The 23,855-nt window shown below is 69.9% G+C and carries 21 protein-coding genes and 2 pseudogenes; 11 read left to right on the top strand and 12 right to left on the bottom strand.

The window, feature by feature from the left end; genetic code table 11:
- Positions 1 to 8: 8 nt before the first annotated feature.
- Positions 9 to 1,454, top strand: coding sequence for a dihydrolipoamide acetyltransferase family protein (locus K1J60_RS21610; RefSeq protein ID WP_220647642.1), 1,446 nt, complete (start codon positions 9 to 11; stop codon positions 1,452 to 1,454).
- A gap of 87 nt (positions 1,455 to 1,541) precedes the next feature.
- Here the strand turns inward: K1J60_RS21610 and K1J60_RS21605 are convergent, their stop codons facing one another.
- Both K1J60_RS21605 and K1J60_RS21600 read right to left on the bottom strand, forming a co-directional pair.
- On the bottom strand, positions 1,542 to 2,552 hold the full coding sequence (locus tag K1J60_RS21605; RefSeq protein WP_220647641.1) for a BRO-N domain-containing protein: 1,011 nt from the start codon (positions 2,550 to 2,552) through the stop codon (positions 1,542 to 1,544).
- Positions 2,553 to 2,723: 171 nt separating this feature from the next.
- Positions 2,724 to 3,554, bottom strand: coding sequence for a D-alanyl-D-alanine carboxypeptidase family protein (locus K1J60_RS21600; protein WP_220647640.1), 831 nt, complete (start codon positions 3,552 to 3,554; stop codon positions 2,724 to 2,726).
- Positions 3,555 to 3,890: 336 nt separating this feature from the next.
- Between K1J60_RS21600 and K1J60_RS21595 the strand changes: the two genes are divergently transcribed.
- Both K1J60_RS21595 and K1J60_RS21590 read left to right on the top strand, forming a co-directional pair.
- On the top strand, positions 3,891 to 4,565 hold the full coding sequence (locus K1J60_RS21595) for a GntR family transcriptional regulator (protein ID WP_220647639.1): 675 nt from the start codon (positions 3,891 to 3,893) through the stop codon (positions 4,563 to 4,565).
- Entirely contained in the window at positions 4,562 to 5,878 is a 1,317-nt protein-coding gene (locus K1J60_RS21590) for an MFS transporter (RefSeq protein WP_220647638.1), read from the top strand. Before K1J60_RS21595 ends, K1J60_RS21590 begins: the two co-directional genes overlap by 4 nt.
- A gap of 47 nt (positions 5,879 to 5,925) precedes the next feature.
- On the opposite strand, the gene K1J60_RS21585 is transcribed toward K1J60_RS21590, so the two are convergent.
- Positions 5,926 to 6,750, bottom strand: a complete 825-nt coding sequence (locus tag K1J60_RS21585) for a maleylpyruvate isomerase family mycothiol-dependent enzyme (RefSeq protein ID WP_033530544.1) — start codon at positions 6,748 to 6,750, stop codon at positions 5,926 to 5,928.
- A 234-nt stretch (positions 6,751 to 6,984) separates the two neighbouring features.
- On the opposite strand from K1J60_RS21585, the gene K1J60_RS21580 reads away from it, so the two are divergent.
- Entirely contained in the window at positions 6,985 to 7,779 is a 795-nt protein-coding gene (locus K1J60_RS21580; RefSeq protein ID WP_220647637.1) for a carbon-nitrogen family hydrolase, read from the top strand.
- 9 nt (positions 7,780 to 7,788) lie between these two features.
- Here the strand turns inward: K1J60_RS21580 and K1J60_RS21575 are convergent, their stop codons facing one another.
- Together K1J60_RS21575 and K1J60_RS21570 are read right to left on the bottom strand one after the other, a co-directional pair.
- Positions 7,789 to 7,995, bottom strand: a complete 207-nt coding sequence (locus K1J60_RS21575) for a DUF397 domain-containing protein (protein ID WP_220647636.1) — start codon at positions 7,993 to 7,995, stop codon at positions 7,789 to 7,791.
- Between the two features lie 10 nt (positions 7,996 to 8,005).
- Complete coding sequence (locus tag K1J60_RS21570) at positions 8,006 to 8,851, bottom strand: helix-turn-helix domain-containing protein (protein ID WP_220647635.1); 846 nt, start codon at positions 8,849 to 8,851, stop codon at positions 8,006 to 8,008.
- Positions 8,852 to 9,082: 231 nt separating this feature from the next.
- Between K1J60_RS21570 and K1J60_RS21565 the strand changes: the two genes are divergently transcribed.
- Complete coding sequence (locus tag K1J60_RS21565; RefSeq protein ID WP_220647634.1) at positions 9,083 to 9,550, top strand: ATP-binding protein; 468 nt, start codon at positions 9,083 to 9,085, stop codon at positions 9,548 to 9,550.
- On the top strand, positions 9,547 to 9,798 hold the full coding sequence (locus K1J60_RS21560; RefSeq protein ID WP_220647633.1) for a hypothetical protein: 252 nt from the start codon (positions 9,547 to 9,549) through the stop codon (positions 9,796 to 9,798). Before K1J60_RS21565 ends, K1J60_RS21560 begins: the two co-directional genes overlap by 4 nt.
- A gap of 106 nt (positions 9,799 to 9,904) precedes the next feature.
- Here K1J60_RS21560 and K1J60_RS21555 read toward each other — a convergent pair whose 3' ends face one another.
- Both K1J60_RS21555 and K1J60_RS46025 read right to left on the bottom strand, forming a co-directional pair.
- Positions 9,905 to 10,396 (bottom strand): LURP-one-related/scramblase family protein, encoded by a 492-nt coding sequence (locus tag K1J60_RS21555; protein WP_220647632.1) that lies wholly within the window; start codon positions 10,394 to 10,396, stop codon positions 9,905 to 9,907.
- 2 nt (positions 10,397 to 10,398) lie between these two features.
- Positions 10,399 to 10,536, bottom strand: a pseudogene (locus K1J60_RS46025) (AraC family transcriptional regulator); the annotation flags it as partial.
- On the opposite strand from K1J60_RS46025, the pseudogene K1J60_RS47185 reads away from it, so the two are divergent.
- Positions 10,512 to 10,718, top strand: a pseudogene (locus tag K1J60_RS47185) (alkyl hydroperoxide reductase); the annotation flags it as partial. The pseudogenes K1J60_RS46025 and K1J60_RS47185 sit on opposite strands and share 25 nt — an antisense overlap.
- A 243-nt stretch (positions 10,719 to 10,961) precedes the next feature.
- On the opposite strand, the gene K1J60_RS21550 reads toward K1J60_RS47185, so the two are convergent.
- From K1J60_RS21550 to K1J60_RS21535, 4 genes are all read right to left on the bottom strand, one after another.
- A complete protein-coding gene (locus tag K1J60_RS21550; RefSeq protein ID WP_450165973.1) occupies positions 10,962 to 12,200 on the bottom strand; it encodes an IS701 family transposase in 1,239 nt (412 codons plus the stop codon).
- 153 nt (positions 12,201 to 12,353) lie between these two features.
- The gene (locus K1J60_RS21545; RefSeq protein WP_220647631.1) at positions 12,354 to 12,590 is read right to left on the bottom strand and encodes a DUF6458 family protein; all 237 of its coding nucleotides are present in this window, start codon (positions 12,588 to 12,590) and stop codon (positions 12,354 to 12,356) included.
- 133 nt (positions 12,591 to 12,723) lie between these two features.
- Positions 12,724 to 14,022, bottom strand: coding sequence for a M18 family aminopeptidase (locus tag K1J60_RS21540; RefSeq protein ID WP_220647630.1), 1,299 nt, complete (start codon positions 14,020 to 14,022; stop codon positions 12,724 to 12,726).
- Positions 14,023 to 14,187: 165 nt separating this feature from the next.
- Entirely contained in the window at positions 14,188 to 16,014 is a 1,827-nt protein-coding gene (locus tag K1J60_RS21535; protein WP_220647629.1) for an acyl-CoA dehydrogenase, read from the bottom strand.
- Positions 16,015 to 16,163: 149 nt separating this feature from the next.
- Here K1J60_RS21535 and K1J60_RS21530 point away from each other — a divergent pair, with 149 nt between their 5' ends.
- The 4 genes from K1J60_RS21530 to K1J60_RS21515 all read left to right on the top strand — a co-directional run bounded on the left by K1J60_RS21530 (position 16,164) and on the right by K1J60_RS21515 (position 21,040).
- Positions 16,164 to 16,658, top strand: a complete 495-nt coding sequence (locus tag K1J60_RS21530) for an SseB family protein (RefSeq protein WP_220647628.1) — start codon at positions 16,164 to 16,166, stop codon at positions 16,656 to 16,658.
- Positions 16,659 to 16,995: 337 nt separating this feature from the next.
- Positions 16,996 to 17,967 (top strand): pirin family protein, encoded by a 972-nt coding sequence (locus K1J60_RS21525; RefSeq protein ID WP_220647627.1) that lies wholly within the window; start codon positions 16,996 to 16,998, stop codon positions 17,965 to 17,967.
- Positions 17,968 to 18,389: 422 nt separating this feature from the next.
- The gene (locus K1J60_RS21520; RefSeq protein ID WP_220651612.1) at positions 18,390 to 19,814 is read left to right on the top strand and encodes a hypothetical protein; all 1,425 of its coding nucleotides are present in this window, start codon (positions 18,390 to 18,392) and stop codon (positions 19,812 to 19,814) included.
- Positions 19,815 to 20,014: 200 nt separating this feature from the next.
- Entirely contained in the window at positions 20,015 to 21,040 is a 1,026-nt protein-coding gene (locus K1J60_RS21515; protein ID WP_220647626.1) for an AI-2E family transporter, read from the top strand.
- 34 nt (positions 21,041 to 21,074) lie between these two features.
- Here the strand turns inward: K1J60_RS21515 and K1J60_RS21510 are convergent, their stop codons facing one another.
- A complete protein-coding gene (locus tag K1J60_RS21510) occupies positions 21,075 to 23,477 on the bottom strand; it encodes a SpoIIE family protein phosphatase (protein ID WP_220647625.1) in 2,403 nt (800 codons plus the stop codon).
- Between the last annotated feature and the right edge of the window lie 378 nt (positions 23,478 to 23,855).

The following is a 23,855-nucleotide window of genomic DNA, read 5'->3' as shown; positions in this document are numbered from 1 at the left end:
AGAGGTCCGTGACGACGATGACAGACACGTCTCCGCGCGAGTTCAAGATGCCCGACGTGGGCGAGGGGCTCACCGAGGCCGAGATCCTCAAGTGGTACGTCCAGCCCGGTGACACCGTCACCGACGGCCAGATCGTCTGCGAGGTCGAGACGGCCAAGGCCGCCGTCGAACTGCCCATCCCGTACGACGGTGTCGTACGCGCACTGCACTTCCCCGAGGGCACCACGGTCGACGTCGGCACGTCGATCATCGCGGTGGACGTGGCGGGCGGAGCGGCCCCGGCGCAGGCCCCCGCCGAGAAGGCCGCGCCCGCCCAGCCGACGGCGAAGCCCGCGGCGGAGCCGGCGGCCAAGAAGCCCGAGGGCCGCAAGCCGGTCCTCGTCGGCTACGGGGTCGCCGAGTCCTCCACGAAGCGCCGCCCCCGCAAGGGGGTCCCGGCCGCTGCCGCGCCCGCTGAGGACACCCTGTACGCGGCCACCGCGATCCAGGGCGTCCAGGGCGAGCTGAACGGGCACGGGCAGCACGGGATCACCGTCCCGCGTCCGCTGGCGAAGCCGCCGGTCCGCAAGCTGGCCAAGGATCTCGGGGTGGACCTGGCGACGATCACCCCGTCCGGCCCGGACGGGGTCATCACCCGCGAGGACGTCCACGCCGCGGTGGCTCCGCAGACGGCTCCCGAGCCCGTGGTGGAGGCGCCCGCGTCCCCCGCCGCGCCTGCCGTCGCCCCGGCGCCGGTGGCGTCGTACGACGGCGCCCGCGAGACCCGTGTTCCGGTCAAGGGTGTCCGGAAGGTGACGGCGGCGGCGATGGTCGGCTCGGCGTTCACGGCGCCGCACGTCACGGAGTTCGTGACGGTCGACGTGACGCGCACGATGAAGCTGGTCGAGGAGTTGAAGCAGGACAAGGAGCTGGCGGGCCTGCGGGTCAATCCGCTCCTGTTGATCGCCAAGGCACTCCTCGTGGCGATCAAGCGCAACCCGGACATCAACGCCTCCTGGGACGAGGCCGCCCAGGAGATCGTGCTCAAGCACTACGTCAACCTGGGCATCGCCGCCGCCACCCCACGCGGCCTGATCGTCCCGAACATCAAGGACGCCCACGCGAAGACGCTGCCCCAGCTGGCCGAGTCACTGGGCGAGCTGGTCTCCACGGCCAAGGAGGGCCGGACCTCCCCGGCCGCCATGCAGGGCGGCACGGTCACCATCACCAACGTCGGCGTCTTCGGCATCGACACCGGTACGCCCATCCTCAACTCCGGGGAGTCCGCGATCCTCGCGGTCGGCTCGATCAAGCTCCAGCCGTGGGTCCACAAGGGGAAGGTGAAGCCCCGCCAGGTGACGACGCTTGCCCTGAGCTTCGACCACCGGCTGGTGGACGGGGAGCTGGGTTCGAAGGTGCTGGCGGACGTGGCGGCGATCCTGGAGCAGCCGAAGAGGCTGATCACTTGGGCGTGAGACTCCCGGCTGGGTAGGCTGAGCACACAGGGGCGCCGCAACTTCGGATTGCGACGCCCCTGTGCCATGCCCGCTCTCGTGGGAAGGTCAGCGCTGGTTCAGCACGTACACGGGGGCACCGTCCTCCGCCGCACCCACGGGATGGATGCAGGCGTGCTTGCGCAGCAGCCGGAGGCACTCGTCGACGCGGTGCACCGACAGCCCCGTACGGGCCGCGATCGCTTCCAGCGGCTGCCGCAGCTCACCCTCCTCGACGAGTACCGGCGCGATCACCACGGCCACCGTCCACACATCCGTCGTCACGGACAACCGCTCGCGCCAGTCGGCCAGCACGGACTCGGTCGTGGGGTGTGTCTCGAAGGCGGTGGCGGTGGCGGCGGGGGCCGGGTGCTCGACGGCGAGGGCGTCGAGCCGGTTGGCGATGCGCTCCATCGCCTGGGCCATGGCCTGCTGGGCGGCGAGGCCGGCACGCTGCATCTCGACCATCTGCTGCTGCGTTTCCAGCATTTGCTGTTGCGCGTCCAGCATCTGCTGTTGCAGGGCGAGTGACTTCTGCTGGGCGACCGCCAGTTGCTCGTCCGCCTGGAGGTTGCGCTCTTCGAACCGGACGATGGCGTCGGCGATCTGCTCGGGCATGGCGTACGCGATGGGCGCGCCCGGTCCGACGGGCTGGACCTCGGCCTCTTCCAAGGTGTAAGAGCCTTCGCGCTGAACGGTCTCGATCACCTCTACGGCCCACTGCTTAAAGGGAGCCGCAGTGGGCTTCGTGCAGGCGGTGACGAGAAGGAGGAGGCCCTGAATATCGATAAGAATCAGGTCTCGACGCCACTCTCTACCTGCGGGAATAATGAGACCGTAAGTTCTGCTGACGGTCTCGAGGGCCGCTCGGTGTTCTGGTGGGACATGGTCGGAGACCGCTTTGCTGGGGCTGGTATGTCCTAGCTCCTTGCAGACGTCCACCGCCGGGAACCAATGCGTCCCGTCCGGCATGGTGAGTCGGCGGACGCGGGCTCCGGTGGCCGCGTACACGAAGTCGCCGGCGTCGATGGCGTCGTGCTGCGTCCGGGGGTCGGGTTGGTGCTTGCTGGGTTCGATCATGTGAACCACCTCCAACCCGGAACGTAGGGGGGAGGAATGGGCATATGCCAGCCAGCGCAACGATGTTCACTATTGCGAGGGAAGCCCGCCTGTTCGGCTTGCGATCCAGGCAAGAACCACGAAGGGGGCCGTCGCTGTCGAGCGACGGCCCCCTTCCTCGTGCTGGTGCGTTTAGAGAGTGGCGAAGCCGTAGTCCATCAGCTTCTTCACGTCCGCCGTGCGGGTGGTCGCGTTGGTGGACGTGAGGACGGTGCCCACGATCGTCTTGCCGTTGCGGGTCGCGGAGAAGACGAGGCAGTACTTGGCCTGGGCGCCGGAGCCGGTCTTCACACCGAAGGTGCCCTTCCAGCCGAGCAGCTTGTTGGTGTTCTCCCAGGTGTAGTAGCGGTAGCCGCCACTCTTGGTGGTCACCTTCTGCTTGGTGGTCTTCGTGCCCACGATCGACTTGAACGTGGAGTTCTTCAGCGTGTTGCTGGCGAGCTTGGTGAGGTCACGCGGCGTCGAGTAGTTCGAGCCGTTGCTGATGCCGTCGAACGAGTCGAACTTCGTGTTCTTCATGCCGAGGCTCTTGGCGGTGGAGTTCATCTTGGAGATGAACGACTTCACCCGCGCCGCACGCGTCGAGCCCGTGCCGAACTTGTCGGCGAGCGCGTACGCGGCGTCGCAGCCCGACGGGAGCATCAGAGCGTAGAGGAGCTGGCGGACGGTGACCTTGTCGCCGACGATCAGGCCGGCGTGGGAGGCCTGGTTCTTGACGATGTAGTCGCTGTACGCCTTCGAGACCGTGACCTTGGCGTTCAGGTTCAGGTTCTTCTGCGACAGCACGACCTTGGCGGTCATGATCTTGGTGGTCGAGCCCGTGGACCGCTTGGTGTCCGCGGCCTTCGTGTACAGGGCCTTGCTGTTGGCGTTGTTCCACACGAACCCGCCCTTGGCGGTGATCGTGGGCTTCGCGGGAGCGGCCTGCGCGGGAGCGGAGGTGACCACTCCGGTCGCGATCATCGCACCGGTGGTCACGACGACTGCAGCGGCTCTGCGGACACGTGCGCCCTTTATGGCGGTAATCAAGTCAAGTACCCCGATTGCGTCAAATGTCTGTGGAGCGCGGCCACTTGGGCTCCGGTTGCGGGCAAGCAGGGCCGCTTCTCGTGTGACAAGTGAGTAGCACAAAAGGTTGTGCTCCGGGTGAGGCGGGGATCAATTCGAGTCCATCTCACAGTCTTTTGACGGGTTCACAGTGGGTTCACGGCGGGTTCGGGGCCGGTTTCGGTACGGGCGTGCCGTCCCGGATCGTGGACGAGGGCGGCAATGCGTACGTGTTGTATCTATGCTGTGGCCATGTCCTCCGCCCCGGCTCCCGCCTCCGTCCCCGCCGTGAAGCAGCCCCCTGCCGCAGACCGCGTCTACGCCCACGTCAAGCAGGGTGTTCTGGAACGCCGCTACGAGGGCGGCACGCTGCTCACCGAGGGCGAGCTGGCCGAGGCGGTCGGCGTGTCCCGGACGCCGGTGCGGGAGGCCCTGCTGCGGCTGGAGGTCGAAGGGCTGATCAAGCTGTACCCGAAGAAGGGTGCCCTGGTGCTGCCCGTCTCCGCCCAGGAGATCGCGGATGTCGTGGAGACCCGGCAGCTGGTCGAGGAGCACGCGGTCCGCAAGACGACCCCGGCCTCCCCGCAGCTGATCGAGCGGCTGCAGAGCCTGCTGGAGCGGCAGAAGGAGCAGGCGGCCGCCGGGGACCTGGCGGGCGCCGCGGTGACCGACCGCTGCTTCCACGCCGAGATCGTCCGCAGCGGGGGGAACGAGATCCTCTCCCGCCTCTACGACCAACTCCGTGACCGGCAGCTGCGGATGGGCGTCGCCGTGATGCACGCCCACCCCGACCGCATCACCAAGACGCTCACCGAGCACGAGGAGATCCTCCGGGCGCTGCGCGCGGGCGACGCGGAGGCGGCCGTGGCGCTCGTGCACCGGCACGTCAGCTGGTTCTCCATGCTGGCGAGGGGGGAGGTCCGTTGAGCCGGCCCGCGATATCGGCGTCCGCCGGGGCCCTGCCCGGGGACCCGCCCGGCGGCCGCCGCGCCCTCGCCGTCTGGGGTGTGGGTGTCTCCGTCTACTTCGTCGCCGTCATCTTCCGTACGTCGCTGGGGGTGGCCGGACTCGACGCCGCCGACCGCTTCCACGTGGGCGCCTCCGCCCTGTCGACCTTCTCGATCCTCCAGCTGCTGGTCTACGCCGGCATGCAGATACCCGTCGGCCTGCTGGTCGACCGGCTCGGCACCAAGAAGGTGCTGACCCTGGGCATCCTGCTGTTCACGGCCGGCCAGATCGGCTTCGCGCTGTCGCCGTCGTACGGCATGGCGCTGGCGTCGCGGGCGCTGCTGGGCTGCGGCGACGCGATGACGTTCATCAGTGTGCTGCGGCTGGGCAGCCGGTGGTTCCCGGCCCGGCGCGGGCCGCTCGTCGCGCAGATGGCGGGCCTGGTCGGCATGGCGGGCAACCTGGTCTCGACGCTGCTGCTGGCCCGGCTGCTGCACGGGGTGGGCTGGACGGCGGCGTTCGCGGGCAGTTCGGTCGCCGGTCTGGTCGTGCTGGTCCTCACCCTGCTGTTCCTGAAGGACCACCCGGACGGTCACGAGCCCGAGCCGTTCCCGCACCACGGTGCCGCGTACGTGCGGCGGCAGATCGCGGCGTCCTGGCGGGAGCCCGGCACCCGGCTCGGGATGTGGGTGCACTTCACCACCCAGTTCCCGGCGATGGTGTTCCTGCTGCTGTGGGGGCTGCCGTTCCTGGTCCAGGCGCAGGGGCTCAGCAGGGGCACCGCCGGTGAACTGCTCACCCTCGTCGTCCTGTCCAACATGGTGGTCGGACTGGTGTACGGCCAGATCGTCGCCCGGCACCACGCCGCGCGGCTGCCGCTGGCCCTCGGGACGGTCCTCACGACGGCGGCGGTGTGGGCGACCACGATCCTCTACCCCGGCGACCATGCCCCGATGTGGCTCCTGATCGTGCTCTGCGCGGTCCTCGGCGCCTGCGGCCCGGCCTCGATGCTCGGCTTCGACTTCGCCCGCCCGGCGAACCCGCCGGAGCGTCAGGGCACCGCCTCCGGAATCACCAACATGGGGGGTTTCGTCGCCTCCATGACGACCCTCTTCGCCGTCGGTGTCCTCCTGGACCTGACCGACGACGACTACGGCATCGCCTTCTCCGCCGTCTTCGTCCTCCAGGCGCTGGGCCTGAGCCAGATCCTCCGGCTGCGTGGCCGCGCGGCCCGCCGTGAGCGGGAACGGCTGGTCGCGAGCCGGGTGGAGACGGTGCACGTACCGGCGTAGGGGCCCCGGGTGAAGGCCGGGGCCTCGGGGCCCCCGTGGCCCGGCGGCTAGACGGTCACCGCGAACGCGCGCAGGATCGCCGCGATCAGGTGGGGGTCGCCCTCGGCCTTGATGCGGTCGGCGACGAGGTCGGCGGTGACGCGGCCGCAGGCGAGGCGGACGTAGGTCTCCCAGTCGAGCGTGAGGGTGGCGGCGGGGCCGAGGGCGGGAGCGGTCTCCAGCGTGCCGCGTCCCTGGATGTCCACGCGGACGGTGCGGATGAACTCCACCGGGCCGTGCACGTCGAAGACGACGGCCGAACTGCGCGGCGCCTGCGCGTCCTCCGCGACCACCTTCGGCAGCACGGACAGCAGCTCGTCACGGACGACGTGCGCGCCCGGCGAGTCCAGGTTCCCCGGCTGCCCCAGGGCGGCGCGCAGGTCCTGCTCGTGGACCCAGACGTCGAACGCGCGGTTCCGCATGGCCTGTTCGAGGGTCAGCTCCGTGCCGAGCGGGCCCCGCACCTTGTGGCTCGGATCCCTCGACTCGTTCCGCAGTTGGCGGTTGCGCCGGATGATCGTGTACTCCAGCTCGGAGGTCATCTCCGGCGCGGTGTGGTGACGGCGGGCGTCGACCTGCATCTCCATGTAGCGCTGGTGTTCGGTCCGTACGTGGTACAGGTCGCGCGGCAGGGTGTGGATCGGCCGAGGGTCGCCGAGCATCTCGCAGTCCAGACCGATGACATGGGAGACCACATCGCGCACCGACCACCCCGGGCAGGGTGTCCGGCGGTTCCACTCGCCCTCCACGAGCGGCGACACCAGCTCGGATATCGCGTCCACGGAGTGGGTCCAGGCGTCGGCGTAGGGCTGAAGAGTGGGATGCAGACTCACGGAACGGGACCCCTCGGGCGGTCGGTACGTGTCAGTACGGTCGGTACGTGTCGGCTACGTGGGTGGTGGTCTTCAGTTGGGGGCGTCGGCGTTGACGGCGTTGAGTAGGTCGTCGGCGGCTGTCAGTGGGTGCTGTGAAACGTTAAGTTACGCTGCTGTGAGGCACCCCGGCAGTGCTTTCGTGTGACGATCGTAGGCCGGAGTGGACGGCTCGAATGCCAGGACGGTGGTACTGTGCGCGCCTCGCTCATCCAGATCGGCGTAGACGAGGACGAATCGGTCGATTCGCGCAGGCGGCGGGTGGCCGCGCTGGTACGGGACCAGGACGACGCCGATCTCGTCGTCCTCCCGGAGCTCTGGACCACCGGCGCGTTCGCGTTCGAATCCTTCGCCGAGGCGGCCGAACCCCTGGAAGGGGCGACGTACGAGGCGATGGCCAAGGCGGCGAGCGACACGGGCGTCTGGCTGCACGCGGGCTCGATCCCGGAGCGGGACCCGGACGGAACCCTCTACAACACCTCCCTCGTCTTCTCGCCCTCCGGCGACCTCGCCGCCGTCTACCGCAAGATCCACCGCTTCGGCTTCGACAAGGGCGAGGCCGTGCTGATGGGCGCGGGATCGGACCTGGTCACGCTCCGCCTGTCCGAGACGACCGTCGGCATCGCCACCTGCTACGACCTCCGCTTCCCCGAACTGTTCCGGGGGCTCGTCGACGCGGGCGCGGAGATGTTCGTGCTGTCGGCGGGCTGGCCGGAGCGCCGACGTTCCCACTGGACGCTGCTGGCGCAGGCGCGGGCCGTGGAGAACCAGGCCTACGTCCTCGCCTGCGGAACGGCCGGTACGCACGCGGGGGTCCCCCAGGCCGGCCACTCGATCGTGGTCGACCCGTGGGGCGAGGTCCTGGCGGAGGCGGGCCCGGACGAGGAGGTCCTCACGGTCGACCTCGACCCGACGAGGGTCGCGACCACGCGCGAGCAGTTCCCCGCGCTGAAGGACCGGCTGCTGGGGCTGGAGACACCGCGTCGTTGAACCCGCCGCTCATCCCTCCAGCGAAGTTGAGGTTCGGGACCCGTTCCGCAGCGCGCTGAGGAGCGCGTGGAGGGCGGTGGCCGAGGGCGACAGGATGGTGGCGGGGCTGTCGCTCTCGCGGAGGTGGAGGGTGGTGGGGGTGGTGGATATCTCCAGGCAGGACGTGTCCTCGCCGCCTCCGGAGAACGACGACTTTTGCCAGGGGGTGGGGGACATCGGCGGCCTTTCACAGTTCCTGGGCGATGCGGCGGATGAGGTCCAGGGAAGCGTCTTGCGAGAGCGCGGCGCTGTCAACGCGTTCGAGCTGGGCTCGGTAGTGGCGGAGTTGGGCCGGAGCGTCGAAGAACACCGCGCCGTGCGGCGTGTCCGTCTGCACGGTGTCCAACTGCGGGACAACTCCGCCGACGTACTGCATGGGAAAACCGGCGCCCGCGAATCCGTCCGCGGCGAACGAGATCACACGGAGGGTGACGTTCGTTCTCGTAGCGGCCTTGAGGAGGTGTCCGAGCTGCGCACGAGCAACCTTGGGGCCGCCGACTCGCATACGCAGAGCGGCCTCATGGATGATCACGTCGTACGGCGTTCCCGAATCGAGGACTTCCTGACGTCGCATCCGGAACGAGACGCGGGCCTCGCGGTCGTCCTCCGGTAGTTCCGGGCGCACGAAGGTCGAGGCCGCCCGCACGTGCTCCTCGGTCTGGAGAACTCCGGGGATGTGCACGGCCTCGAACAAGCGGACGTACGAAGCGTGATGCTCCAATTCGGCGAGGTCGAGCGCCCTGGGCAACAGGACGCCGCGGTACTCCTCCCACCAGCCCTTGCCGCGATCGTTCGCCATCTCGGCCAGCACATCGATGAGATGGGCGTCGTCGCAGGTGTACAGGCCGGCGAGCCTACGTAGCCGCTCCTCGCTGATTCCGAACCGTCCGGATTCGATGTGACTGATCTGGGTCTGGTTCACGCCGAGGAAGGCGGCGGCGTCCCGCGACTCGATGCCCGCTGCCTCGCGAAGCTTGCGCAGTTCGGCGCCGAGCCTCCCTTGGCGTGCTGTGGGGTTGACCCTCGGCGGCATGGCGGACTCCTCGTTCGTCGTACTTTTTCGGATCAGTTGAGCCGTATCAGGCTGAGCCGCTACGGTCTCAACGTATCTCACGGAGGGTGCCCAGACGGTCACTCATCCGCAACTCCCGCATGCCCTCCCCCGTTGGAAGTGCCACCCCGGTCATCGACACCGGGGCGCCGGACAGCAACGCGGACGGACAGGCGCGTGCAACCCCCTCACCTCCACCGGAGTTGATGCCCCATGCCCTCGTACACCCTCATCTGCCCACCCCTCGAAACCTCCCCCCACATCGCCCGCGACTTCGTCGCCACCGTCCTTCACGCGCTGCGCCTGGACCGCACCCTGGTCGACGACGCGGTCCTCTGCGCCTCCGAACTCGTCACCAACGCCTGCGTGCACGCGAAGGGCGGTGACGGCACCGTGCTGTGGCTGGCCGTGGAGGAGGGGCGGCTGCGGGTGGTGGTGTACGACGGGGACGAAAACCCGCCGGTGATAAGGGAACTGACGACTGAGACCTGGGAGCGGAGCGGCGGCCGGGGGCTGTATCTGGTGGACGCCCTCACCGAGGGCCGCTGGGGGCACGGCCCGGACATCCCGTACGGCGGCCCGACGCACCCGGTGGGCAAGGCGGTGTGGTTCGACCTGCCGGCGGACCTGCCCGGGGATCAGCCGGTGGACCTTCCCGTACGGCGAAGGGCGGTGCTGTGACCGACGAGCCGCGAACGCCCGGCAGGCGGCGCGAACTCGAATCGGCGGCCGTCGTCCTGGCCCTCGCACGGCCGATGGTCGACGACGGCGCATGCCTCACGGCCGACCAACTGCGCTGGATCGCCCGCCGCCTGGTCGAGTCCCTGGCGGTGGTCCTCGGGATCGCCGCCGGTCAGTGCGATCCCACGCCCGAACCGGGTGGAGGAGATGGGCGCCACGCCCCCACCCGCTCGATCACCCGCCCCTAGGGTCGGGCCGGTGGGTGGCGCCACCGGGTCGCTGCCGCTCGCAGAGCCGGACGACCGCGTTCTCATCGGGACTCTCGTAGGGCGTCTGGCGGCCTGACGAGTGGTTTCAGTCGTCCCGCTCCTTCTCTGCCAGGTTGATCACGCACACCGTGATGGCGATCAGCAGGGCCGGGTCCGCGTCGTCACGTACGACGTCGAGGCCGTAGGTCTCACGGACGCGCAGCCATCTGCGGGAGATGTGCGCGAGGAGTTCGCCCTCGTACTCGATGACGAACTCACGGTCGAGGATCTTGCCGCTGACGTCGAGTTCGGTGCCGTCCGTGAGAGCGACGCGGTAGTGGTTGCGGAGCAGGGAAAGGCGCTTGCGGCGGACGGTGGCGAGAGGGTGACCGTCCCGTTCGATCACCATCGTGTCGCGCAGTGCGAACATTTTGCGGCGGATGTCGATCAGTACCCGCCCCTGGTTGTCTCTCAGCTCGAAGGTGTCCCGCAGCCGCATGGCCTTGCCGTCGACGAGGAAGGCCTTTGTGCCGTGCTCGTCCTCGATCCAGTAGTCGTCACCGATGCCGAGGAGCCGGTCGCGTACGAGGTATCTCATGTCTACAGGCGTTCCCCCGCGCCCGTTCCGAAACGTCGCCTGTAGGCCGAAGGGCTCAGTCCGGTCTCCTGGCGCAGGCGCGCGCGGAGGTTCGCGGCGGTCCCGAGTCCGCTGCGCTCGGCGACCACGTCGAGCCGCTCCCGGGGGCCTGCGGTTGGAGGTCGTCTTCCAGGGGCGGGGCAGAAGCTCGACGAGCGGTACGGCCCGTCGACCAGGCTGCTCGTCTCCGCCACCCCGCCCGAGATGCCGCTCCGGGGCGGGGGTGCGGATCACGGCCCTGTCCCGCGCCCTCGAACTCGACCCGTCCACAGCCGAGGGCCTCTGGGGACACGGGGGCTTCCGCTCCTCGGCCAACCGGTGGCGCCGGCCTCCGTGTCCCAGTACGGCTAGTACTCCAGCAGTACTTCGTGGCTTGACCTGGGGAAACGTCGAGCGGTGGGAGTGTAGCGGGCGGGAAGTCGTCACGGACGGCTTCTGCCCGCACGCCCCTCGAAGGAGTGCCCCCGACGTCGGTAGTGGCAGCGGCGGGCCACCGCTTGGCGTCGTCGGCGCCAGTGCGACCAGCTCAACACGTGAGTGAGGGTGTGAAGGTCTCGGGGTGTGTGAGCTGCCAGGAGTCGCCGCACTTCTGCCACGGTGAGCTCGATGACCGCGGCATCCTCACCGGTGGATCCCCTTTTTCGGCTGCTCGCGCGCTCATCGCAACGAGGAAGGTGTGGGCGAGCATGGCCAGGGTGATGTGCCGGTACCAGCCCACGTAGCGGCGGACTTCGTACTCGTCCAGGCCGCACTCGTTCTTCGCTGCCTGGAAACACTCTTCGATCGCCCACCGGGCGCCAGCGACGCGCACCAGTTCGTCCACACCGACATCCAGCGGTGCGTAGCCGAGGTAGTAGGCGATCTCGTCCGGCCGACTCAAGCTGCGCCGTGCCAGCGCCCACCGTCGACGGATCAACACGCCGCCCTGGTGGTCGTACTCGACCACTGGGCGCAACTTGACGGCTGCCCAGTCGTATTCGCGCTGTCCCTTTGCGCCCGCGCCGCAGGAACGGCGTTCCCATGCCTGGTCGGGGGCCTGCTCGAAGGCCTTGTCGATGCGTGGGCCGGCCAGGGAGAACTGGGACTTGGGGACGGCCAGGACGTAGCCGACGCCGGATGTTTCCAGCATCCGGCGGAAGCGGTTGTCCTGTCCGTAGGCGGCGTCCGCCGTGACCCAGGCGACCGGCAGTGGCGAGGCCAGAGCTCTGCGGACGATCGTTGCCGCGAGGGTGTTCTTGGTGGCGAACTCCCGCTCGTCGGGGATCTTGGCGGCGCGGCATCGGTCACGGTCGTCCGTCCAGGACTTGGGCAGGTAGAGCTCCCGGTCCACCAGGGCGCGGCCGACTGTGCTGGTGTAGGCGGCGAAGACGCCGATCTGGCAGTTCTCGGTACGGCCGGCGGTGCCGGAGTACTGCCGTTGGACTCCGGCGGATGTAGTGCCCTTCTTCAGGAACCCGGTGTCGTCGATGATCAGTACCCCGTCGGGGCGGCCAAGGTGTTCGGCGACGTAGGTCTGCAGGTCGTCGCGGATGTCGTCGGGGTTCCAGCGGGCTCGGGAGAGCAGGTGCTGCAGGCCGTCCGGGGTGGCGTGGCCAGCGTGTTCGGCAAGTTGCCAGCTGTTTTTTCGGGCCACCGGGGCGAGCAGTGCGCGCACGTAGTCCCGCATGCGGCGGCGTGGTTCGACACGGCCGAAGTGGCGCCCGATGGTGGTGAAGAGGTGGTCCAGGTCGCGGTCCCAGGTCTCGGCTGCCTGTTCTGTGATCACGACCGGAGGCTTCCCAGGCCCGGGGCGACCTTGCCATCGGGGGCACTCCTTCGAGGGGCGTGCGGGCAGAAGCCGTCCGTGACGACTTCCCGCCCGCTACACTCCCACCGCTCGACGTTTCCCCAGGTCAAGCCACGAAGTACTGCTGGAGTACTAGTACCCCTGGTACCCACCCCGCTGCTGGCCGTTCTCGTCGACGACCGGAGTCGTGGGGGGCACCACCACCCGCCTCCGCTTCGCGATGCTGCTGAACGTCGCGACTCCGATGAGGCCGACGATCATGAAGATGATGCCGACCAGGTCGAGGTTGACCCCTTGCATGTCCCAGTCGGTGGCGAACGTGAGGATGGCCCCCACCGCGATCAGAATGATGCACCCGCCCAGGCCCATGAGTGTTCCTCCCTGTGTCCGGTTGGGTCGGCCGGTCGTTCCGGTCGTTCGGTCCTACCGGTTGACATCGGGTACCCGGACAGGCCGGTCAGTAACAGCGGTTGGGGGCGGGACGGGCGGGGACGGCCGGGGGTCAGCCCTCCAGGAAGGCCGACAGGGCGTTCGCCAGGAGGTAGGGGTCCTTCGCTCCGCACAGCTCGCGGACGCTGTGCATCGAGAGGATGGCCACGCCGATGTCGACGGTGCGGATGCCGTGCCGGGCGGCGGTGATGGGGCCGATGGTGGTGCCGCAGGGCATGGAGTTGTTGGAGACGAACGTCTGGAACGGCACACCGGCCTTCTCGCAGGCGGCGGCGAAGACGGCGCGGCCCGAACCGTCGGTGGCGTAGCGGTTGTTGACGTTGACCTTCAGGAGCGGGCCGGCGTCCGCGCGCGGGTGGTGCGTCGGGTCGTGGCGCTCCGCGTAGTTGGGGTGGACGGCGTGGCCGGTGTCGGAGGACAGACAGACCGTGCCGGCGAAGGCCCGCGCCCGGTCCTCGTAGGAGCCGCCGCGCGCGAACACCGAGCGCTCCAGCACGCCGCCGAGCAGCGGGCCGTCCGCGCCGGTGTCGGACTGGGAGCCGTTCTCCTCGTGGTCGAAGGCGGCGAGGACGGGGATGTGGGGGAGGTCGTCACCCGAGCCGGCGACGGCGGCGAGTGCGGCCGTACCGGCGTGCACGGAGAGGAGGTTGTCCATGCGGGGACCGGCGAGCAGTTCGTTGTCGCGGCCCAGGTACGCGGGCGGTTCGACGGAGTGGGTCATCAGGTCCCAGCCGGTGACCTCGCCGGCGGGGATGCCCGCCTCCTCCTCCAGGAAGGCGATCAGGTCGCCGTCGCGGATGTCGTCGCCGAGGCCCCAGACGGGCTGGAGGTGACGCTGCTTGTCGAGCTTGAGGCCCTCGGAGGAGACCGTCCGGTCGAGGTGGATGGCGAGCTGGGGGACGCGTAGGAGGGGTCTGTCGACGTTGACGAGGCGGCTGGTGCCGTCGCGCAGGGAGAGCCGGCCGGCGATGCCGAGGTCGCGGTCGAGCCAGGAGTTCATCAGCGGGCCGCCGTAGATCTCGACGGCGACCTGGCGCCAGCCGTGGGCGCCGCTGTCGGGGCGGGGCTTCACGCGCAGATTGGGGGAGTCGGTGTGGGCACCGATGATGCGGAAGGCGGTGTGGGGGTGGGCGCCCTTAGGGACGTACCAGGCGATGATCGCGCCCCCGCGCAGCACGTACCGGCCGCCGAGCGAGCCGTCCCACGCGTCGGTCTCCGAGACCTGCCGGAAGCCTGCCTTCTCCAGCCGTTCCGCGGCGCTCGCCACCGCGTGGTACGGGGTCGGGCTGCTCGCCAGGAACGTCATGAGGTCGTCGGTGTGGCCGCGATCGAAGCGTGGGGGTGTGCGCATGGGGTTCACCTTAACGACGTACGAGGGCCCGCTCCCTGGGGACGGGAGCGGGCCCTCGTGGTGAGCGTGTGGAGGAGGGGCGCCGGACGGACGGGCAGGGTCCGTCCGGCGCCACGACCCGGGTGCGGCCGGGATGCGGCCAGGGGTGAGACGGTCCAGGAGTGTCTAGAACGCCGCCTCGTCCAGCTCCATCAGGTCCAGGTCGACGCCCTCGGAGATCTTGCGGGCGAGGGTGACGCCCGGGAGGACGTTGGCCGCGAAGAACTTCGCCGCCGCGATCTTGCCGGTGTAGAACGCCTTGTCCTTGGCGGAGGCGTTCTGGAGCTTCTCGGCGGCGACGGCGGCACCCTTGAGGAGCAGGTAGCCGACGACGACGTCACCGGAGGCCATCAGCAGGCGGGTGGTGTTGAGGCCCACCTTGTAGATGTTCTTGACGTCCTGCTCGGTGGCGGCGAGGTCGGTGAGGAGGAGGCCGACGATGGCCTCCAGCTCGACGGCGGCCTTGGCGAGGTGCTCGCGGGCGCCCTCCAGCTGCTCGCCGCCCTCCCCGAGGGCCAGGAACTTCTTGATCTCCTCGGCGAGGCTGTTCAGCGCGGCGCCCTGGTTGCGGACGATCTTCCGGAAGAAGAAGTCCTGGCCCTGGATCGCGGTGGTGCCCTCGTAGAGGGTGTCGATCTTGGCGTCGCGGATGTACTGCTCGATCGGGTACTCCTGGAGGAACCCGGAGCCGCCGAAGGTCTGCAGGGACTGGGCGAGCTGCTCGTAGCCCTTCTCGGAGCCGTAGCCCTTGACGATGGGCAGGAGCAGGTCGTTCAGGGCCTCCAGGGAGGAGATGTCCTCGCCCGCCGCCTCCTTGACCTGGATCTCGTCCTGGATGGAGGCCGTGTAGAGGACGAGGGCGCGCATGCCCTCCGCGTACGCCTTCTGCGTCATCAGCGAGCGGCGGACGTCGGGGTGGTGCGTGATGGTGACCTTGGGGGCGGTCTTGTCCATGAAGTTCGCCAGGTCGGGGCCCTGGACGCGCTCCTTGGCGTACTCCAGGGCGTTGAGGTAGCCCGTGGACAGCGTGGAGATCGCCTTCGTGCCGACCATCATGCGGGCGAACTCGATGATGCGGAACATCTGGCGGATGCCGTCGTGCTTGTCGCCGATCAGCCAGCCCTTGGCCGGGTGGCGGTCGCCGAAGGTCATCTCGCAGGTGTTGGAGGCCTTCAGGCCCATCTTGTGCTCGACGTTGGTGGCGTAGACGCCGTTGCGCTCGCCCAGCTCGCCGGTCTCGAAGTCGAAGAGGTACTTCGGGACGAGGAAGAGGGACAGGCCCTTGGTGCCGGGGCCGTGGCCCTCGGGGCGGGCGAGGACGTAGTGGAGGATGTTCTCCTCCATGTCGTGCTCACCGGAGGTGATGAAGCGCTTCACACCCTCGATGTGCCAGGAGCCGTCCTCCTGCTGGACCGCCTTGGTGCGCCCGGCGCCGACGTCCGAGCCCGCGTCCGGCTCGGTGAGGACCATGGTGGAGCCCCAGGTCCGGTCCACCGCGATCTGGGCGATCTTCTTCTGGACGTCGTTGCCCTCGTCGTAGAGGATGCCGGCGAACGCCGGGCCGGAGGCGTACATCCACACGGCCGGGTTCGCGCCGAGCAGCAGCTCTGCGTACGACCAGATCAGGGAGCGCGGGGCGGTGGTGCCGCCGATCTCCTCGGGCAGGCCCAGACGCCAGTACTCGGAGTCCATGAAGGCCTTGTAGCTCTTCTTGAAGGAGGCCGGTACCGGAGCGGTGTTCGTCTCCGGGTCGAAGACCGGCGGGTTGCGGTCGGCGTCCGTGAAGGACTCCGCCAGCTCGTTCTCCGCGAGGCGGGCCAGCTCCTCCAGGATGCTCTTCGCGGTGTCCGTGTCCATCTCCGCGAACGGGCCGGTGCCGTACAGCTTGTCGCGCCCGAGGACCTCGAAGAGGTTGAACTCGATGTCGCGGAGATTCGACTTGTAGTGCCCCATGGCGACGGCTCCGTAAGAGGGATCGGCGAGGCACAGGATCCTCGCACCGGTTCACGTACCAACTAGTAGCTTGTGTGTCGATGATGCTACCCATCAGTAATAAGAAGCAACCCCGATCGGGTCATCTGTGACTCGTTACGCTTTGCCGCATGTACGGCTACGACCAGAGCGCCGGCCCCCAGCAGCAGTACGCCCCGCCGCCGCAGCAGCAGATGCCCGGGCAGATGCCCGGCGGCCAGATGGGGGGCGGTTACGGGCAGCAGCCACCCCTGTACCCGGAGCCGTCCCCACCCTCCCTCGCGGACGCGGTCCGGGCCTTCACCACCGGGCAGATGGCGGCGGAGGACTTCCAGCAGGTCTTCGCGACGTCCAAGGTGTACTGCCCGCGCGGCGACAACCCCGGGTTCCTGGCGCTGCACAACACCCAGCAGCCCGTGATCCCGATGTTCACCTCGCTCAAGGAGCTTCGCCGGTACGCCGGCAAGGAGTCCAAGTACTTCGTGATCACCGGAGCGGAGGTGATCGATCTGCTGCCGACCGGGTACGGCTTCGTCCTCGACATGGAGGGGGAGCACCGGATGGTGTTCGACGCGAAGGCCGTGGAGCAGATGGTGGAGTTCGCCATGCGGCGGATGTACGGGTAGCTCCGCTGATCGGGCCGGTTCCGGGTTCCGGGTTCCGGGTTCCGGCTTCCGGGTTCGGGGCGGTTGGTTGCGGTTCGTTGCGGGGTGTGGGGCTGTGGGGGTTCTTCGCGCAGTTCCTCGCGCCCCTGGTGGGCTGCGCCCGCTGAATCGTTTCTTCCGGTCTTGTGGGTCCCCTACTGTTCGCCGGTGACCGGGATCGCCTCCTCGCCGTTGGTCCGCTGGGGCCAGCGGCGTTCTGCTGTCCGGGGTCGCGCGGGAATGTGAGGGGTCCGCGTGCTGTTGGGCCTGGCAGGAAGTTCAATAGTCAACTAAACTGAGCGCACAAGGAGGTACCGACATGCCCGCAGTGACCGTCGAGAACCCGCTGATCCTGCCCCGTGTCGCCGCGCCGACCGACGCGGTGGCCCGTCCGGTGCTCGCCGTGACGACCGCGCCCAGTGGTTTTGAGGGCGAGGGCTTCCCGGTCCGCCGTGCGTTCGCCGGGATCAACTACCAACACCTCGACCCGTTCATCATGATGGACCAGATGGGCGAGGTGGACTACGCGCCGGGAGAGCCCAAGGGCACCCCCTGGCACCCCCACCGGGGCTTCGAGACCGTCACCTACATCATCGACGGGATCTTCGACCACCAGGACAGCCACGGCGGCGGCGGGACCATCACCAACGGTGACACCCAGTGGATGACGGCCGGCTCCGGCCTCCTCCACATCGAGGCGCCGCCGGAGTCCCTCGTCATGTCCGGCGGCCTGTTCCACGGCATCCAGCTGTGGGTGAACCTCCCGGCCCGGGACAAGATGATGGCCCCCAAGTACCAGGACATCCGCGGTGGTCAGGTCCAACTGCTCACCTCCGCCGACGGCGGCGCCCTCCTCCGCGTCATCGCCGGTGAGCTGGACGGTCACCAGGGGCCGGGCATCACCCACACCCCGATCACCCTGCTCCACGCGACCGTCGCGCCGGGCGCGGAGATCACCCTGCCGTGGCGTGAGGACTTCAACGCCCTCGCCTACGTCCTCGCCGGGCGTGGCACCGTCGGTGCGGACCGGCGGCCGATCCACATCGGTCAGACGGCCGTCTTCGGCGCGGGCTCCTCGCTCACCTTCCGCGCGGACGAGCAGCAGGACTCCCACGCGCCCGACCTGGAGATCGTGCTCCTCGGCGGACAGCCCATCCGTGAGCCGATGGCCCACTACGGCCCGTTCGTCATGAACACCCGCGACGAACTCCAGCAGGCGTTCGAGGACTTCCAGAAGGGCCGGCTGGGGACCATCCCGGCGGTCCACGGGATGACCCCCGAGGGGCTGTAGAGCGGGGCGTACCGCTGGGCAAATGGGGCTCTTCCTCGCTGATCGGGCCACCGGGAGTCGTCCGGGTTCACTGGGCCTCGGGTGATCATGCACACCCGGTCGACGTCTGGATAAGCACCGTCTCCGCCGCGTAGGTTCTGGCGTGCCCACCCCTTCGGCTGACCTCCGGAGCGGGTGGCGCTCACGGGGGAGAGCGCACCACTCGGATCCCGCCTCGGCCATCGGCCGGGGCGGGTTCAGTCCTGCCCGCTCCCCCGCCGCTCAGGCAGGGAAACGGGGAGAGACACCATGCGCAGGCCGTACCACGACGATGGATCCCGACGTCCGTCCGGCGCTTCCCCGATCACTTGAGCGCGCCGGCGCTGTCGTTCCTGAGAGGGTGCGCGACCGTCACGGAGGCCCGTTCGGCGGCCGCGGCGGCGGTGCGGCGGCTGCCGGTCTGGTCGGCTCCGGTGCTGTGGACGCTCGCGCTCGGTCTGTGGGGGCTGTCCCGGCAGCACAGCGTGTGGCGGGACGAGGCCGCGACCTGGCAGGTGGCGCGGCGGTCGACCGCCGACATCTGGCACATGCTGGGGCAGGTCGACGTCGTGCACGGGGCCTATTACCTGCTGATGCACGGTCTCTTCACCTGCTTCGGACCGAACACGACGACCCTGCGGCTGCCCTCGGTGCTGGCCATGGCGGCGGCCGCGGCCTGCGTCACGGTCATCGGCCGTCGGCTGGCCGGGGTCTGCGCCGGCCTCGGCGGCGGACTGGTGTTCGGACTGCTGCCCGCCGTGCAGTTCCACCTCCAGGAGGGCCGCCCGTACGCGCTGACGGCGGCCGGCGCGGGACTCTCGACGCTGCTGCTGGTGACGGCGCTCCAGCGCGGGCGGGGCGGCTCGGGGGCGCGCTGGGTGGCGTACGGGGGCGTGATCCTGGCGTGCGGGCTGCTGAACTGGCTGTCCTTGCTGATCGTGCCCGCGCATGCGGCGACCCTGGTGTGGACGCGGGTGCCGCGCGCGACCTGGGCGCGCTGGGCGGCGGCCTCGGCGGCCGCCGTGGCGGGTGTCCTGCCGCTGATCCTGTTCAGCCGGAGCCAGGCCGAGCAGGTGTCCTGGATACCGCCGCTGACCTGGCACATGCTGATCGGCCCCGCGGTCCTGCTGACGATCGGCGGCCTGGGGGCGCTGCTGGACCGGCCCCGGGTGGGGCGGCTGTCGGTGGCGGCCGTCGCGCTGCCGCTGCTGGCGGTGCCGCAACTGGGCCTGCTCGGCCTGTGCCTGATCCGCCCCCTGTTCCTGGATCGCTACGTCCTGTTCAGCATGCTGGGTCTGGGGATGCTGATCGGGGTGGCCCTGAGCGCGGCGGTACGGGCCGTCCGGCCGGGGTACCCCCGAACGGCTTCCTGGCTCGTCCCGGTGCTGGTCGGCGTCGCGATGGTGGCGCTGTTGCCGCATTCGCTGGCCAAGCGCTCTCCCGCCAGCCGGGTCGACGACGTCCTGGCGACGGCCGTGAACGTACGGCACCTGAAGCAGCCCGGCGACGCGGTCCTCTTCGCCCCGTCCGCGCGGCGCGACACCGCGCTCGTCTCCCCCGACGACTTCGCGGGCCTGCGGGACATCGCGCTGGCCCGGAGCCCCGTGACGTCCGGGACGCTCAAGGGCGTGGAGGCGGACCCGGCCCGGATACGGACCGCGATGCTGGCGCAGCGACGGATCCTGCTGGTCACCGACGCGCCCGGGGTCGCCCGGCCGCCGTCGGGGGGACGGGACCGGATGAAGGCCGCTGTGCTGGAGGAGCACTTCACCGTGGTGGCGGACGAGTCGGTGCGCGGGCGACGGGTGATCGTCTACGAGCGGCTTTGATCGGTTGGCGGCAGGGGACCCGGTGGGCTGGGTGGCCGATTCGGTCCGGCGGTCCGGTGGGCTGAGTGGTCGGCGGTTCGGTGGGCTGGGCGCCTCGGCCTGCCGAGGTGGCTCGATGAGAGAGGGCCGGTTCGGGGCCCTGTCACCCGGGCGGGGCCTCATCCGACGACACCCGCCGTGGGGCGTGGTGCCCTGGGGGTGTGCAGTTGCTCCCGGAACCCGTGCGGCGTGTGGCCGCGTGGTGTGCCGTCGTCCTGCTGGTGGCCGGGGTCGTGTACGTCGGAGTGCGGCTGTGCGTGGAGTTCCGGACGGCGGTGACGCCGGTGCTGCTCGCGCTGTTGGGGACCGCTCTGCTCGGGCCGTTGCACCGGAGGCTGGTCAAGGCGCGGGTGAACCGGTCGGTGGCGGCGGGGGTCACCTGCGTGGCCGTGGTCGCGGTCGTCGGTGGGGCCGTGTACATCGTGGTCGCGGCGCTCGTCGAGACGGGGGACCAGATCATCGCGTCGTTGCGGGACGCGGCCCAGGATCTCACCTCGCACTTCGGGGCGGCGGGGACCTCACTCGACGATCTGGCCGTCAACGCGAAGGAGTTGCTCAGCCGGTTCGGGGGGACGGCGGCGTCCAACGTCATCAGCGGGGTGAGCGTCGTCGGGGAGGCCATCGCCATGGCCGTGCTCGCGTTGTTCCTCGTCTTCTTCTTCCTGCGGGACTCGCATCGGGCCGTGCACACGGTGCGGGCGTTGTCACCGCGTGCGGGTGCGGACATCGTCGAGGCGATCGCCCGGCGGGCCTACGGGGCGGTCGAGGGGTTCATGCGCGGGACCACGCTCATCGCCCTCATCGACGCCGTCTGCATCACGGTCGGGCTGCTGATCCTGGACGTACCGGGGGCGGTCGGCCTCGGAGCGCTCGTGTTCGTGGGGGCGTACCTGCCGTATCTCGGCGCGTTCGTCTCGGGAGCGGTGGCCGTGCTGGTCGCGCTCGCGGACCGGGGGGCGGTGATCGCGATGTGGACGCTGGGGATCGTGCTGGCCGTGCAGGTGCTGGAGGGGCATGTGCTGATGCCGGCCATCCAGAGCCGCACCGTGCAGATGCATCCGGCGGTGGTGATGGTCGCGATCACGGCGGGGGCGTCGGTGGCCGGGGTTCTCGGCATGCTGCTGGCGGTGCCGCTGACGGCCGCGGCGTTCGGAGTGGTCCATGAGCTGAGGGAGCGGTTCGTGTAGTCCCCGGCGATGCCCCCTCGGTTCCTCACACCCCCTAGTTCAGGGATTCACCGAGCGACCCCTCCGGCGGTGGCGTCTCGTACAGCTCGAACCAGATGCTCTTGCCGTCGCCGCGAGGGTCCACGCCCCAGGCGTCGGCGAGCATGTCCATGAGGACGAGGCCGCGGCCGGAGGAGGCGAGTTCACCGGGGTGGCGCTTGTGGGGGAGGTCGTCGCTGGCGTCGGTGACCTCCACGCGCATCCTGCGCTTGCCGCCGTCGCCGGTCATCTCGGCGACGAGGAGGGCGTCGGCGTCGGTGTGGACGAGAACGTTGGTGAGCATCTCGGAGACGAGGAGGACGGCGGAGTCGACCTGGTCGCCGCAGGTCCAGTCGTGGAGGAGTTCGCGCACCTGCTGGCGGGCGCCGGAGATGCGCTCCGGCTCCGCCTGGGCGATGGTCAGGGCGGTGCGGCGGGTCGGCACGGAGAGGGCGCCGGTGTCGCGGCCCCGTCCCTCGCTTTCCCGGCACAGCAACAGCATCGCTATGTCGTCCTCGCGCCGGTCGGCGAGCGGGCCGGGCGTGTGGTGCGAGGAGGGGCCGTGCACCCCTTGGACGAGCGCGTCGGCCAACGCCTCCAGCCGTCCCGGCGCGAGCCCGCTCGGCTCCGGCCGATCGGCGGCGAGGGCAGCGGCCGGGGAGAGGGCGCCGGCGTTCGGGCGGCCGGATGCGGGGGGTCTCTCTTCCGGGGTGGTCGGCCGTTCCGACCCGGAGGGATCCGCTCCTGGCGGAAGCGCCCGCCGCTCTTCCGACCGCACCCCTCCGGCACCCTCGACGTCCGAGGCGCCCTCGACGTCCGAGGCCCCCTCGACGTCCGAGGCCCCCTCGACCTCGTACGGTGCCGCGTCGAAGGACTCCAGGATCGTGCGAATGCGGCGCCAGCCCGTGTCGAGGTCGTGACCGCCGGTTTCGATGAGGCCGTCGGTGCACAGGAGCATGGTCTCGCCCGGCTCCAGCACCAGCCGGGTCGTCGGGTAGTCGGCGTCGGGGTCGACGCCGAGGGGGAGGCCGCCCGGGGTGGGCCGGACGAGGACCGTCCCGTCGGCCATGCGGACCACCGGGTCGGGGTGTCCGGCACGGGCGATGTCCAGGACGCCGGACGCCGGGTCGACCTCGACGTAGAGGCAGGTCGCGAAGCGCAGGTCGGGGTACGCGTCGGCGGCGGAGTCGGTGATGCCGTGCAGGAAGCGCGAGGCGCGGGAGAGGACGGCGTCGGGGCGGTGGCCCTCGGAGGCGTAGGCGCGCAGGGCTATGCGGAGCTGGCCCATGAGACCGGCGGCGCGTACGTCATGGCCCTGCACATCGCCGATGACCAGGGCGAACCGGCCGCTCGGCAGGGCGATCATGTCGTACCAGTCGCCGCCGACCTGGAGTCCGCCGCCGGTGGGGACGTACCGCGCGGCGACGCTCATGCCCGGTATCTCGGGGCCCAGTGTGGGCAGCATCGTGCGCTGCAGGCCGTCGGTCAGTTCGCGTTCGGTCTCGGCCGCGCCGGCGCGGGAGAGGGCCTGGGCGAGCATGCGCGCGACGGTGGTCAGGACCGAGCGCTCGTCGGGGGTGAAGGTGACGGGGTGGGTGAAGCCCGCCATCCACGCGCCCATCGTGCGCCCGGCGACGGTCAGCGGCAGGAACGCCCAGGACTGGCGGCCGAACTGTTCGGCGAGCGGCCAGGCCGTGGGGTAGCGCGCCTTGTAGTCCTCGGGGGAGGAGAGATAGACGGCGCGGCCGGTGCGGACCACCTCGGCGGCCGGGTAGTCCGTCTCCAGCGGCATGTGGGTGAAGGGTCGTTCGTCACCCTGGTTGTGCCCGTGGTGGCCGATGACGGTGAGGCGGTCGGCCTCCACGCCGAAGACCGCGAGTCCGTCCGGCGAGAACCCGGGCATCGCCAGGCCCGCCGCGACCCGCAGCACCTCGGCCGTGGACCGCGCCTCGGCCAGCGCGCGGCCCGCGTCCAGCAGGAACGCCTCGCGTGAACGCCGCCAGTCGCCGGTGACGGACGGAGCCCGGACGGCGGTCGCCGGGGACGGCTCGGTGACCTCCTGGATGGTGCCGATCAGCTCGAAGGACTTGCGCACCGGGTCGAAGGTCGGCTTGGAACGGCTGCGGATCGTACGGATCACGCGGCCCCGTTCGTCCATGACCCGGATCCGTACCTCGGCGAGGGTGTCCTCGGCGACGGCGAGCTGCACGACCGAGACGATCTCGTTCCAGTCGACGGGGTGCAGACGTGAGCGCGCCCCGGCCTGGGTGAGGGTCGTCGGTTCGGCGGGCAGCCCCATGAGCCGGGCGGCCTCGGCGTCCAGCGTGACGGTTCCGGCAGCGCTGTCCCAGGTCCACAGTCCCGTCGCCAGGGCGGACAGGACGTCCCCTACGGTGGGCGGGGGCTCACCAGTGCGCATTGACCCACTCTAAGAACAGCTGATCGGACCGTGCCACCGAAGCTGTACCGGGCACCGAGCGGTGCCGGAAGCCATGACGGAGCCATGTGCCGACGAGGACCATGACCGAGCCATGACGAGAAACCACGACCGGTGGCGACGGAGGTGACGGCAATCGACGCTAGCGACAGTAACCGCTTGCGGTCCTGCCCATGGCTATGACCGTGCGTATCCGGTCAGGAGAACGGCGGCCGTGGCGTCGTCGCCTCGCCCTCGACGGTAAGCGCTGGAGCTCCTCGCCCCCCGGGGGAAATGGTGGGGAGCCGATCTCGGGGTGCCCGGTACCCTTGGCGTTGTTTCACGTGAAACAACGGCCATAGGGAACACCGGCCGTGAGGC

This window comes from Streptomyces akebiae, from assembly GCF_019599145.1.
Lineage (GTDB): Bacteria > Actinomycetota > Actinomycetes > Streptomycetales > Streptomycetaceae > Streptomyces > Streptomyces akebiae.
This window is presented reverse-complemented; position numbering and strand designations above follow the sequence as displayed.